Origin of the sequence: Enterovirga aerilata, from assembly GCF_013044135.1 — a bacterium.
In the GTDB taxonomy this organism is placed as follows: Bacteria; Pseudomonadota; Alphaproteobacteria; order Rhizobiales; family Beijerinckiaceae; genus Enterovirga; species Enterovirga aerilata.
Genome location: NZ_JABEPP010000003.1, coordinates 524,695 through 537,364, shown reverse-complemented (window position 1 = coordinate 537,364; position 12,670 = coordinate 524,695). Strand labels below are relative to the sequence as shown.

Genomic DNA, 12,670 nt, shown 5'->3' with positions numbered 1-12,670 from the left:
GGTGCTCCTCGCCAAACTTATCACTGAATTGCTCGCGGCGGCGTGACCGAGTGGTTGGCCCCCAAGAACAAACTCGCTGGAGTTTCTTATGAACCAGTCCAAATCCGCGAGCATGCTGGACGCTCGCATACTTGTACCGGCCATTGGCGATGCCTTCCGGAAACTGAATCCGAAGAGCCTCGCCAAAAACCCCGTAATGTTCGTCGTCGCGGTCGTCTCGGTGCTGACGACGGTGCTGCTGTTGAAGGACATCGCGACCGGGGCCGAAAATGTCGGCTTCTCGCTGCAGATCGTGCTGTGGCTCTGGTTCACAGTGCTTTTCGCCAACTTTGCCGAAGCCGTCGCCGAAGGGCGCGGCAAGGCGCAGGCGGAATCGCTTCGGCGCACGCGCAGCGAGACCCAGGCCAAGCTGCTTTCGAACGGCGGCTCCGACTACAAAATGGTGCCCGGGGCCACGCTGAAGGTTGGTGACGTTGTTCTCGTCGAGCCCGGCGACATCATCCCCTCTGACGGCGAAGTCATCGAGGGCGTCGCGTCGGTGAACGAAGCGGCTATCACCGGCGAATCGGCCCCTGTCATCCGCGAGTCTGGTGGCGACCGCTCCGCCGTCACTGGCGGCACGCAAGTGCTCTCCGACTGGATCAAGGTCCGGATCACGGCCGCGGCTGGCTCGACCTTCATCGACAAGATGATCGCTCTCGTTGAAGGCGCCGAGCGCCAGAAAACGCCGAACGAAATCGCGCTCAATATCCTGCTTGCGGGCATGACGCTGATCTTCGTTCTGGCGGTCGTGACCATTCCGAGCTTCGCGACCTATTCGGGCGGGTATGTTCCCATCATCGTTCTGGTCGCCCTGTTCGTCACGCTGATTCCGACCACCATTGGCGCACTGCTCTCGGCCATCGGCATTGCCGGTATGGACCGGCTGGTCCGCTTCAATGTTCTGGCCATGTCCGGCCGTGCCGTTGAAGCCGCTGGCGACGTCGACACGCTGCTGCTCGACAAGACCGGCACGATCACGCTCGGCAACCGTCAGGCGAGCGAGTTCCGGCCGATCCGGGGCGTCACCGAAAAGGAACTCGCCGATGCAGCGCAGCTTGCTTCGCTGGCCGACGAGACCCCCGAAGGCCGCTCGATCGTCGTGCTCGCCAAGGAAAAATACGGCATCCGCGCGCGAGACATGGCGAGCCTCAACGCCACCTTCGTCCCCTTCACGGCGCAGACCCGGATGAGCGGCGTCGACCTGGACGGTTCGACCATCCGCAAGGGCGCGGTCGATGCGGTTCTGAAGCACGTGGATCTCTCCACGGTCGCGACCGGCAGCCCGCGCGCGTCCGCCGAAAGCGTTCGTGAGCTTCAGGGCATCGCCGACCAGATCGCCAAGGCAGGCGGCACGCCGCTCGCCGTGGTGAAGGATGGCCGCCTGCTCGGCGTCATCTACCTCAAGGACATCGTCAAGGGCGGCATCAAGGAACGGTTCGCCGAGCTGCGCCGCATGGGTATCCGCACGGTGATGATCACCGGCGACAACCCGATGACCGCGGCGGCCATCGCCGCCGAAGCTGGCGTCGATGACTTCCTGGCGCAGGCGACGCCGGAGAACAAGCTGGCGCTGATCCGCGAGGAGCAGGCCAAGGGCAAGCTGGTCGCCATGTGTGGTGACGGCACCAATGACGCCCCGGCGCTCGCCCAGGCGGATGTCGGCGTCGCCATGAACACCGGCACGGTCGCCGCCCGCGAGGCCGGCAACATGGTGGATCTCGACAGCGACCCGACCAAGCTGATCGAGATCGTGGAAATCGGCAAGCAGTTGCTGATGACGCGCGGCGCGCTGACGACGTTCTCGATCGCCAACGATATCGCGAAGTATTTCGCGATCATCCCGGCGATGTTCCTCGTCTTCTATCCGCAGCTCGGCGCGCTCAACATCATGGGCCTCGCTTCGCCCGAGAGCGCGATCCTGTCGGCGATCATCTTCAACGCCCTCATCATCGTGGCGCTGATCCCGCTGTCGCTGAAAGGCGTCAAGTATCGCGCCATCGGAGCGGGTTCGCTGTTGTCCCGTAACCTCCTGATCTACGGCCTGGGCGGCATCCTCGTCCCCTTCGCCGGCATCAAACTCATCGACATGGCGATCACCGCCGTCGGTCTCGCCTAAGGCGCGCCCGACGACCACGAAATCATTCCGCGTCCTTGCTGTTGTTCAGCGGCGGATCATTCGGGACAAACAAAGATGCTTAAGCAAATCCGACCTGCGATTTTCATGATCGTAGCCTTCACCATCATCACCGGGCTTCTCTATCCGCTCGGTATCACCGGAATCGCGCAGGCGATCCTTCCCTTCCAGGCCAATGGCAGCCTGATCGAGCGCAACGGCACGGTCGTCGGCTCCGAGCTGATCGGCCAGCGGTTCACCGGCGAGCGCTACTTCCACCCCCGCCCGTCGGCGGCCGGCTCCGACGGCTATGACGCGGGCGCTTCGGGTGGCTCCAACCTTGGCCCTACCAGCCAGGCGCTTCGCGACCGCGTCGCCGCCGATACAGAGGCTCTGCGCGCGGCGAACGGTGGCGATGCGACCGTTCCGATGAACCTCGTGACCGCCTCGGGCAGCGGACTTGACCCGCACATCACGCCCGAAGCCGCCTACTTCCAGGTGGGGCGTGTCGCCAAAGCGCGCGGTATCGACGAGGCTGTGGTGCGCGCATTGGTCGATCAGTATGTCGAGCCGCGCATGCTCGGCTTCATGGGTGAGCCCGTGGTCAACGTTCTCAAGCTGAACCTGGCGCTCGACGACGCCAATAGAGGCTGAATGAAGCTGTCAGGACGGCTATAATAGTCGTCCTGACGGATGATCCGGAGCCAATTAAGTGTCTGACGACCCAATACGAGAGCAGAACCGGCCATCGCCTGATGCATTGCTGGAAAGTGCGCAGCGGGAGACGCGGGGCCACCTCAAGATCTTTCTTGGGGCGGCGCCGGGTGTGGGCAAGACGTATGAGATGCTCATGTCGGGCCGGGCTCAGCGGGCCGATGGCGTCGACGTGGTCATCGGGGTGGTCGAGACCCACGGGCGGGCCGAGACCGAGGCTCTGGTCGACGGGTTCGAGATCGTTCCGCGCCGCACTGTGCCGTATCGAGGGCATGTGCTCGATGAGATGGATATCGACGCAATTCTGGCGCGCAAGCCGGCGCTGGTCCTGGTGGACGAACTCGCCCATACCAACGCGCCGGGCAGTCGCCATCCGAAGCGCTATCTCGATGTCGAGGAACTGCTCGCGAACGGCATAGACGTCTACAGCACCCTTAACATCCAGCACGTCGAAAGCCTCAACGACGTGGTGGCGCAGATCACACGGATTCGGGTGCGCGAGACCGTTCCGGATTCGATCATTGACCGCGCCGATGATATCGAAATCATCGACATCACGCCGGGCGACCTGATCAAGCGCTTGAACGAGGGCAAGGTCTATCTGCCCAAGACCGCCAAGCGCGCGACGCAGAACTATTTCTCGCCGAGCAATCTGACGGCCCTTCGTGAGTTGGCGCTGCGGCGCACGGCGCAGCGGGTCGATGACCAGTTGGTCACCCATATGCAGGCGCATGCGATCGCCGGGCCGTGGTCGGCCGGTGAGCGCGTATTGGTGTGCATCAACGAACGGCCCGGAGCGATGGCGCTCGTGCGCTATGGCCGCCGCCAGGCGGACCGGCTTCGTGCGCCATGGGCCGCGGTTCACGTCGAGACGAGCAAGGATGCCCGGCTCTCCGAGCAGAATAAGGACAAGATCGCCAGCGCATTGCGTCTCGCTGAACAGCTTGGAGCCGAAGCCGTTACCCTGCCCGGCGAGAACGTTGCGCAAGAGATTCTGACCTACGCATCCACCAACAACTACACACACGTCATCGTCGGCATGCCGACCTCGCCCCGATGGCGGGAGATTTTCGCGGGCTCCGTTTCGCATGATCTGATCCGCGCCAAGACGGACGTGAGCGTGCATGTCATCTCGCCGGGCAACGGCGAGGAAACACGATCTCCAGCGACAGTCAGCGCGCGGCCCAAACGACGAATCGACTTCGGCCACTATCTGTGGAGTTCGCTCTACGTCGCCATGGCGTTGGGTATTGGAACGGCGCTGTCGCGCTTTCTGGATGTCCGCAACATCGCCCTCGTCTTCCTGATGGCCGTGCTGGCCTCGGCGATGGGCGGCGGGCTCTGGCCGGCGCTGTTCGCCTCCGTGGTCAGCGCGCTCGTGTTCAACTTCTTCTTCCTCGAGCCCCGTTACACGCTGGATATCGGCGACCCGGAAAGCGTCGTGGCTTTTGCGTTCTTTCTCGGCGTCGCGGTGATTGCCAGCAATCTGGCGGGCCGGGTGCAACGGCAAGCCGTGACGGCGCGCCAGCGGGCCAAAACGACCGAGGGCCTTTATCTCTTCAGCAAGAAGCTCGCCGGCGCCGGCACCTTGGGCGACGTCCTCTGGGCGACGGTCTATCAGATCGCTTCCATGCTTCAGGTCAGGGTCGTCGCTCTGTTGCCGGAGAACGGCCGCATCGCGGTCCAGGCGGGTTTCCCGCCCGATGACACGCTCGACGATGCGGACATTGCGGCGGCTCAGTGGGCCTGGGAGCATGACAAGCCCGCAGGGCGTGGCGCGGACACGCTGCCGGGCGCGAAGCGCCTCTACTTGCCCCTGAAGACCGGGAGGACCCGGGTCGGCGTCATCGGTCTGGACAACGACAAGCAGGGTCCGGTTCTGACGCCAGTGGAACAGCGGCTTTTCGACTCTTTGGCGGATCAGGCCGCTCTGGCGATCGAGCGTATCCAACTGGTCGCCGATGTCGACAATGCTCGTCTGGCCGCCGAGGCGGACAAGCTGCGCTCCGCGCTTCTGACGTCGCTTTCGCATGACCTCAAGACGCCTTTGGCGTCGATTCTCGGGTCGGCGGGAGCGTTGAGAGACTATTCGACATCCCTGACCGATTCCGGTCGGGTCGAGCTGCTGACGACGATTGTCGAAGAGGCCGAGAGACTCAATCGATTCATCGCGAACCTTCTCGACATGACACGGTTGGAATCCGGCGCTGCGGCGGTGTCGCTGACACCACTGTTCATCGGCGACAGCGTCGGCAGCGCCCTGCGCCGAGCCGAAAAGATTTTGGCTCTCCATAAGCTGGACCTCGCGGTGCCGTCCGATCTGCCGATGGTTCGGCTCGATCCGGTCCTGTTCGAGCAGGTGCTGTTCAATCTGCTCGACAATGCTCGCAAATATGCGCCGACAGGCTCGCTGATCTCGATCAGGGCATGGGCGGAAGACAGCCACGTTGTCTTGCAGATCGTCGATGAAGGTCCCGGCATTCCGCCCGACGATCTGACGAGGATTTTCGACAGCTTCTATCGCGTCCGGAAGAAGGACCACGTTCAGGCTGGGACCGGGCTCGGTCTGTCGATCTGCAAGGGTTTTGTCGAGGCGATGGGCGGGACGATTTTCGCGACCAACCGGGCCGACAGACCCGGCGCCATTTTCACGCTGCGGTTTCCGATTGGACCGGAGCCCTCGACTTTGGAAGGAAGGATATGAGTACGTCCGTAGTCAAGATTCTCGTCGTCGATGACGAGCCGCCGATCAGGAAGCTCCTGCGCGTCGGGCTGACAGCCGAGGGCTACGCCATGGTCGAGGCCGCGAATGGCGAGGAGGCCGTCGCGCTTCTCGCCGAGGAAAAGCCCGATCTCATTCTGCTCGATCTTGGGCTGCCCGATATCTCGGGCCATGAGCTGCTTGAAAGGTGGCGGGCCGAGCTCGTCGAACTGCCGATCGTCATCCTCTCCAGCCGGACCGATGAAACGGGCATCGTCAAGGCGCTGGAACTGGGCGCCGACGATTACCTCACCAAACCATTCGGGATGCGCGAGCTGGCGGCGCGCATTCGGGTGGCGCTCAGGCACAAGCTCCAGCAGCAGGGCGAGCGTCCGATATTCCAGGTCGGCGATCTCTCGGTCGACCTGGTGAAACGGATCGTCAAGGTCGCAGACAAGGAGGTGAAGCTCTCACCCAAGGAATACGAAATCCTGCGCGTTCTCGTGCAGCACGCGGGCAAGGTTATCACGCACCAGCACATCCTCAAGCATGTGTGGGGCGGCTCGACCGATGTCCAGTATCTGCGGGTCTATGTCCGCCAGTTGCGGCAGAAGATCGAGGCCACGCCCGATCAGCCGCAATATATCCTTACTGAAACAGGTGTCGGTTACCGCCTCCGTGAGCCGGAGCAGTGACCGCGCGCGCTCGTCCACGGGCGGGCGACTTAACGTGAGTGCTCTTATGAACCTGTCATCTGCAATTGCACCAGAGGACGTGATCCTTGATCTATCCATCTCGACAAAAGCCGTCCTGATCAAGAAGCTGGCCGCGCATGCGGCCGCCCGCACGGGGCTGACCGAAGAAGCGATCCACACGGCGTTGCTGGGCCGCGAGCGTCTGGGTTCGACTGGCATCGGCCATGGCGTCGCCATGCCTCATGCACCAGTCCCCGGCCTTCAGACATCCTTCGCCGCGCTGATGGTGCTGAAGAAGCCCATTGATTTCGAGGCAGTGGACGACCTTCCGGTCGATGTTGTCTTTCTGCTGCTGTCGTCCCCCGAAGGCAGCAACGAGTACCTGAAGATTCTCGCCGCAGTCGCCCGCCGGATGCGCGATGAGCAGGTCATGAAAATGCTGCGCGGCGCGAAGTCGGCGCATGCCGCTTACTCCATCCTGGTGGAACAGCCGGTATGAGGAGTATCCGACGACCGGATAGGCAGGCGGTCGTAGAGGTCGCTGGCTTCGCCCGTGTGGCGACGCCAGGACTGACCGTGGCGGTTTTTCACAAATGGGATTGTTGCCCGAGGCCATTGATCCTGAGGCAGTTATCGCTTCCTCCGCCGGCGGACTGAAGGTCGAGCGGATGGAGGAGGAAAACCACGATTCGGAGGGGCCTTCTTTTCCTCCCGTGTCCGAGAAGATCCCATTTGATCTGAGCGCGCTTCAGTATGTCGTGGCGGCGGCGGACTATCGCAGCTTTCGGCGGGCTGCGGAGGCGCTTGGCCAGTATCCGGCGACAGTGAGCCGGGGCGTGCAACGCATTGAGGATGTGGTGGGCGTTTCGTTCTTCGAGCGATGCCCTTCCGGAATTTGCCTGACGGATGCCGGAGAGCAATTTGTCGCTGCCGTCCGTCCAGCGATTGACCAGATCATGCGAGCGACCCGAACCGCCGGTGCTGCGGGCCGCGGTGAAAGCGGAAGCCTGAGCATCGGCGTCCTGACCTCGCTCGCGGGCGGGTTTCTGAGGGAACTGATTGAACAGTATGCCTTATCACATCCAGGGGTAGCCATAGAGATCAGGGATGGAGGAAGGGCTGAACACATAGCCGCACTGCGGTCCCGGCAACTGGATATCGCTTTCTTTACCGGGAACGGCGCGATCGCCGATTGTGAAACCGCCGAACTCTGGCAAGAGCGGGTGCATGTTGCGTTCTCGGCGGATCATCATCTAGCCGAGCGTGAAACGATTGAATGGTCGTGGCTCCGCGACCAGAAATTCTTGGCAACGAAATGCGCGCCTGGACTCGAAGTCCACGATTACATCGTTCGTCGCTTGGCGGATTACAGCACCTATCCCGCCATCAAGATCATGCCATGCAACCAGGAGACCTTGATGAATATGGTCGCTATCGGCAGGGGCATAACCGTGGTATCGGCCGGCTGGAGCTTTGTTTCAGTCCCGCGGCTCGTACTGCGACCTCTGGTCGAGGACGAAGACATAGTGCCGTTCAGCGCAGTGTGGGCACCCGGGCGGGATAATCCAGCACTTCGGCGATTTCTATCGCTAGCCTCAAAACTGGCGTCCAAAGGCTCTGGAGACCATCTGCGGCTTATCTGATCTTGTCGGACGACGTCCGGGATCACTATCAGCCGCGATTTCGGCGCGCTTTGGCGAACCCCCGGTCGGTTGCCATAAACCGCTCAAGCATCGGAACAATGAGCTTTTTGGGGTCGATGACGGGTTGGCCGGATTCACGACCAAGCGCCTCCGCATAGGCACTGAGGTCACGGTGCAGAGCGCCGGGCAGATCCAGAGTTATCTTTACAGGCTTATCCTCGGCGATCGGGCCGAGCTTCAGTTTGGTCATTGCGCTGCTCCATAGGGTTCGAGCACCAGGTCGCGAGTGACGATCACCCGGACCGGGAATCCCGGCCGGATTGTCAGGGTGGGCGCGACCTGCAACTGACGGCGGATGATCTGCTGGCCAGCGTCATTGATGGTGTCCTGGGCGCCGTCGCGAATGGCGCGGATCAGACGGTCCTCATCGTCGACGGCGATCTCGGCGCCCACGGCGAGAAGGGTCGACAACCCGGCGGCTTTCGCAAGGTCCCACCAATGGTAGTCGACGCCGTCCTCAAGGCCGGCATAGCCTTGCGTGTCGGCGCCGGGCTGGCGTTCCAGGACGATAGAGCGTCCGTTCGGCAAGATCAGCCGGTTCCAGACCAGCAGCACGCGGCGTTGTCCGAAGCCGACATCATTGCTGTATTCGCCGATGATACGGGTGCCTTGGGGGACGAGCAGGATGCGGCCGGTGGGACTGTCATAGATGTGCTCGGTCACCTGGGCGGTGATCTGGCCTGGAAGGTCGGAGCGGATGCCGGTTATGAGGGCGGCGGATATCACCGCGCCGGCCTGAAGCAAATAGGGTGATGCCGGGGCCATGACGCGATCTGGCGCGACCGTGCGCCGATCGACAGCAGCGTTCAGGAAAGCGCTCTGCCGCTCCTGGGCGGTTGGTGTTCCCATCTGACCCGGCAGGCCGAGGCCCGCCAGCGACGGACTGCTCATGGCTGGGGTTGCAGGCGGCGCGCCCGTTCCAGGTCCTGTTTGGAAGAACACCCGGCTCGTTCGAGCTGCTTCTTCCTCGGCGAGACGACGTTGCTCCTCGGGATCGACCTGGGGTGTCGCCATTGCTGGCGGCACGACGGGCTGGCCGCGGTTCTGGGCGTCGAGTATCGGACCGCCGAGATCGCCTGGCAAAGGCGGGCCGAGGACCGGTCCGGTATAGTCGCGCGGCAGTCCCGCAAGACCATCGGCAGTGGTTCTGTTCTCCGTGGAATAGAGCTCCTCGTTGCCAGGCCCGCCTTGGCGCGTCTGCAACGCATAAATCAGCGCGCTGCCGATGCCGATGCTGGCGATAAGGCCGACACCAGCCAATACCTTGCGGGATAGCCGGGTGACGCGCGGGGGCTCAGAGCGCAGCCGCATGGTCGAGGTTGACTCGACAGTGGGACCGGCGGGCGCCAGGCCGTCATCGCGGTTATCTTCCTTGTTGCTCATGACGCTGGCCTCCCGTCGGTGCGGACAATCCTGACGGTTTGCTGGCGGTCGCCACTGCCGAGTCTCAGCTCGGCTGCGCCGAAGAGACGATCGACGATCAGGATGTGCTGGAAAATGCGGCTGTTGGCGATCTGCGCTTCGCCATCGAAACCAATGACGAACAGCGGCGGCATCTCGCCCTGCACGATGCCGCGCGGGAACTCGACATAGACCCGCCGTCCGTCATCATAGACCGACACCGGCCGCCAGGGCGGTGAATCGCCGGTCAAGCCGTAGCGATAATTGCGCGCCGAGGCGACGGGGATGACGGGCGTCGCCGGGACGCTCTGTCTCTGACCTGCGGGCGGCTGCGGGTAGGCCCAAGCGACGGCGGGCATATAGGGCGCTTCGCCGGAGCGCAGCTCGATCATATAGACCCGCCGATCGGTCGTGATGACGAGGTTGGTCGTGATGTCAGCGCGACTTGGTTTGACGAGGATATGGACGCGACGGGTCGCGCCGCTGCCGCTTTCGGTATCGCCGATGATCCATCGTGCCGTGTCGCCAGCAGCAATGGGGCCGGCCCCGGTCAGGCTCTCCCCTGGCTCCAGCGCGATATTGGTGATCTGGCCGGGCGCGGCATAGACCTGATAGAGCGCGCCTTCGCTCCAGGGATAGATCTGGATCGAGTTGAAATAGCCTTCGCGGCGAGGCTGAACGCGGGCGGCCGAGTTGGCGTTCTGGACGCGCCCCTCCGGGGTGTTGGCGGCTGTCCCCCCTCTTGCCGGCGTCCATGCCGGAGGGACATGCAATGGCCTCGGCTGCGCGTCCGTGACGACTGCCGGCACGGCGGGCAGCGGCGGCACGTCCGAGTCGTAACTGATTTGCGGCGGCCGATTGGTCGCGCAACCGGCGAGTACGGTCGCGGAAAGCAGAACGATCGCGAGGCCAGATCTGGATAAACCCTGAAACGCGGATTTGCTCATCGGAGGGCGGCTCATTGGCTCATCTCCCGCGACCAGTTGATGGCATTGACATAGATGCCCAGAGGATTGGCGCGGAGGCGTTCTGCGTCGCGCGGCGTCTGGATGACGATGGTCAGGATGGCGGTCCAGCGTTCCGTTCGGGCGAGCTGGCCGTTTTCATAGTGACGCTCTGTCCAGGCGACACGGAAGCTGTCGGGGGAAGCCCGGATCACACTTGAGACTTCTACGGCGACTTGCTGGCGGCCGACCCGTGTGAAGGGGTCGTTGGAGCGGGCGTAGTCGTTCAGCGCTGCGGCGCCGCGATCAGTGGTCCATTCATAAGCGCGAAGCCAGTTCTGGCGCACGATAATGGCGTCAGACGGGATCGCTCGGGTCTGTTCGATGAAGCGAGCAAGGTGGAAAGCGATCTGAGGGTCGTTGGGCCGGTAGTCCGCGGAGGCTGGTGCGACGGTTTGCGCCTGGCCGAGATTATCGACCTGCACGACCCAGGGTACGACGGTCCCGCGTGCTGACTGCCAGACCAGGGCCGCGGCAAACCCCGCTGTGAGAATCAGGCTGCCGAACGCCATGTAGCGCCAGTTCTTCGCCTGCACGCGGGCCGAGCCGATGCGTTCGTCCCAGACCTGAGCAGCCTTCTGATATGGTGTTTCAGGTTCGGGTGTCTTGCCGTAGTGGGTGGCGGGTCGTTTGAAGAGGCTCATGAGCGATCACTTTCAGAAAGGTTGACGGAAGAGCCGCCGCCATGGCTGTCGCCGGAGCGGACGGCCTGACCGGCCGCTGAGACGCCGTGGCTGAGTGCCTGGCTGCGTTTCATGCGCTTCGCCCAGTCAGGGGCTCCATCTCGCGGGGGGCTGGCGGAAGCGGCGGCAGCGTCGGCGCCGCCTATGGTCCCCATGGTCGAGGACCCGCCGGTCGCTCCAAAGCCGGCCTTCGAGCCTTCGGCGAAGCTGGACTTGACGCTTTCGCTGGCCTTCGATGCGGCGCGCTTGAGCGGCGATGCGGCAGCCGAACCTGCGGCGCGTGCGACGCCTCCGAGGCCCGAGGCCACGCTCGACGCGCCGGTCTGACCAAGAGAACCGAGACTGTAGGCCGAGGATGCGGCGCCGGCTGCGGCAGCACCGCCACGCACGGCGGCCCCTCCACCGGACATGGCTGCAGCGCCACCCTTGACGGCAAGGCCCGCTGCACCACCGGCGGCAAGAGCCGCGCCGCCGACGGCAAGCCCCGTACCGACTGCGGCGCCGGCGCCGAGCTGCGGACCGCCTGAGACAAGCCCGCTGGCTATGCCAGGACCGAAGATTCCCAGGCCGAGCAGCGAAAGCGCAGCGAGGACAACGGCCATGGCCTCATCAATTGTAGGGGTCTCGCCGCCTAAGCCAGCGGTAAACTGGGAGAACAGCGTCGATCCGATGCCGATGATGACGGCAAGCACCAGGACCTTGATGCCGGATGACACGACGTTGCCCAGCACGCGTTCGGCCATGAAGGCGGTCTTGCCGAACAGCCCGAAGGGTATCAGCACAAAGCCGGCGAGCGTCGTCAGCTTGAACTCGATCAGCGTTACGAAAAGCTGCACGGCCAGGATGAAGAAGGCGAGAAGCACCAGAGCCCATGCGAACAGCAGGCAGGCGATCTGGATGAAGTTCTCGAAGAAGGCGATCCACCCCATCAGATCGGAAATGGATTCGAGCAATGGACGGGCGGCATCGAGGCCGGTCTGCGCCACCTTGCCGGGGCGTAAAAGATCCTGAACGGTGAAGCTGGTGCCCGAACCCTTCAGACCGAGGCCGGCGAAACTGTCGAAGACGATGTTCGCCAGATTGTTCCAGTTGCCGATGATGTAGGCGAAGACGCCGACGAAAAGTGTCTTCTTTACAAGGCGCGCGATGATGTCGTCGTCGGCTCCCCAGGACCAGAAGAGCGCGGCCAGCGTCACGTCGATGACGATGAGGGTTGTGGCGATGAAGGCGACTTCGCCGCCAAGCAGGCCGAAGCCGGAATCGATGTAGCGGGTGAAGGTCCCGAGGAATGTGTCGATGACGCCGGTACCGCCCATGGATCACTGTCCTTGATTCTGAGGTGGGGCTGTGGGCGCCGGCGCACGGCCGAGGAAGCGGTCGCGGGTTTCGGCCCAGACGCGCATGCAGTCCGCATCGCTTGCGGCGCTCTGACCAAGCTGCTGGCACCGGCGTTGAGCCTCGCGCAGGGGATTGCGCACGGGCTCTGCGAGACGCGCGGGCTCCTCTGCGGGAGCTTCCTCCTTCCGGGTCATCTCGATCGCCGTCGCAGTGATCGCGATGGCGACGAAGACGACCGCGCCGAGCCGTGCCAGCAGCTTGCCATCCATGCTCGCG

General features: G+C 63.5%; 12 protein-coding genes. 6 read left to right on the top strand and 6 right to left on the bottom strand.

What is annotated here, in order from left to right; all coding sequences use genetic code 11:
- The first annotated feature begins 88 nt into the window (after nt 1-88).
- The 6 genes from kdpB (at nt 89) to HJG44_RS12665 (ending at nt 7,908) form a co-directional block, all read left to right on the top strand.
- Entirely contained in the window at nt 89-2,158 is a 2,070-nt protein-coding gene (gene kdpB / locus HJG44_RS12690) for a potassium-transporting ATPase subunit KdpB (protein ID WP_119036641.1), read from the top strand.
- 75 nt (nt 2,159-2,233) lie between these two features.
- Complete coding sequence (gene kdpC, locus HJG44_RS12685; protein ID WP_171218709.1) at nt 2,234-2,809, top strand: potassium-transporting ATPase subunit KdpC; 576 nt, start codon at nt 2,234-2,236, stop codon at nt 2,807-2,809.
- Nucleotides 2,810-2,867: 58 nt separating this feature from the next.
- Nucleotides 2,868-5,573, top strand: a complete 2,706-nt coding sequence (locus HJG44_RS12680; protein WP_171218708.1) for a DUF4118 domain-containing protein — start codon at nt 2,868-2,870, stop codon at nt 5,571-5,573.
- Nucleotides 5,570-6,265, top strand: a complete 696-nt coding sequence (locus HJG44_RS12675) for a response regulator transcription factor (RefSeq protein ID WP_137388825.1) — start codon at nt 5,570-5,572, stop codon at nt 6,263-6,265. The genes HJG44_RS12680 and HJG44_RS12675 overlap by 4 nt, the downstream gene beginning before the upstream one ends.
- Before the next feature lie 46 nt (nt 6,266-6,311).
- Entirely contained in the window at nt 6,312-6,764 is a 453-nt protein-coding gene (locus tag HJG44_RS12670) for a PTS sugar transporter subunit IIA (RefSeq protein WP_137388824.1), read from the top strand.
- Nucleotides 6,765-6,858: 94 nt separating this feature from the next.
- Nucleotides 6,859-7,908, top strand: coding sequence for a LysR family transcriptional regulator (locus tag HJG44_RS12665; RefSeq protein WP_246736197.1), 1,050 nt, complete (start codon nt 6,859-6,861; stop codon nt 7,906-7,908).
- A 28-nt stretch (nt 7,909-7,936) separates the two neighbouring features.
- Here HJG44_RS12665 and HJG44_RS12660 read toward each other — a convergent pair whose 3' ends face one another.
- The 6 genes from HJG44_RS12660 to trbK-alt form a co-directional block, all read right to left on the bottom strand.
- Nucleotides 7,937-8,158: a DUF2274 domain-containing protein gene (locus HJG44_RS12660; protein WP_171218707.1), complete on the bottom strand. Its 222-nt coding sequence runs from the start codon at nt 8,156-8,158 to the stop codon at nt 7,937-7,939.
- A complete protein-coding gene (locus HJG44_RS12655; RefSeq protein WP_430395063.1) occupies nt 8,155-9,279 on the bottom strand; it encodes a TraB/TrbI/VirB10 family type IV secretion system protein in 1,125 nt (374 codons plus the stop codon). The genes HJG44_RS12660 and HJG44_RS12655 overlap by 4 nt, the downstream gene beginning before the upstream one ends.
- 68 nt (nt 9,280-9,347) lie before the next feature.
- Nucleotides 9,348-10,316, bottom strand: a complete 969-nt coding sequence (trbG, locus tag HJG44_RS12650) for a P-type conjugative transfer protein TrbG (protein ID WP_246736196.1) — start codon at nt 10,314-10,316, stop codon at nt 9,348-9,350.
- Between the two features lie 11 nt (nt 10,317-10,327).
- Nucleotides 10,328-11,017, bottom strand: coding sequence for a conjugal transfer protein TrbF (gene trbF, locus HJG44_RS12645; protein WP_010395139.1), 690 nt, complete (start codon nt 11,015-11,017; stop codon nt 10,328-10,330).
- Nucleotides 11,014-12,372, bottom strand: a complete 1,359-nt coding sequence (trbL, locus tag HJG44_RS12640; RefSeq protein ID WP_171218704.1) for a P-type conjugative transfer protein TrbL — start codon at nt 12,370-12,372, stop codon at nt 11,014-11,016. Before trbL ends, trbF begins: the two co-directional genes overlap by 4 nt.
- A gap of 3 nt (nt 12,373-12,375) precedes the next feature.
- Nucleotides 12,376-12,663, bottom strand: coding sequence for a putative entry exclusion protein TrbK-alt (gene trbK-alt, locus HJG44_RS12635; RefSeq protein WP_171218703.1), 288 nt, complete (start codon nt 12,661-12,663; stop codon nt 12,376-12,378).
- Between the last annotated feature and the right edge of the window lie 7 nt (nt 12,664-12,670).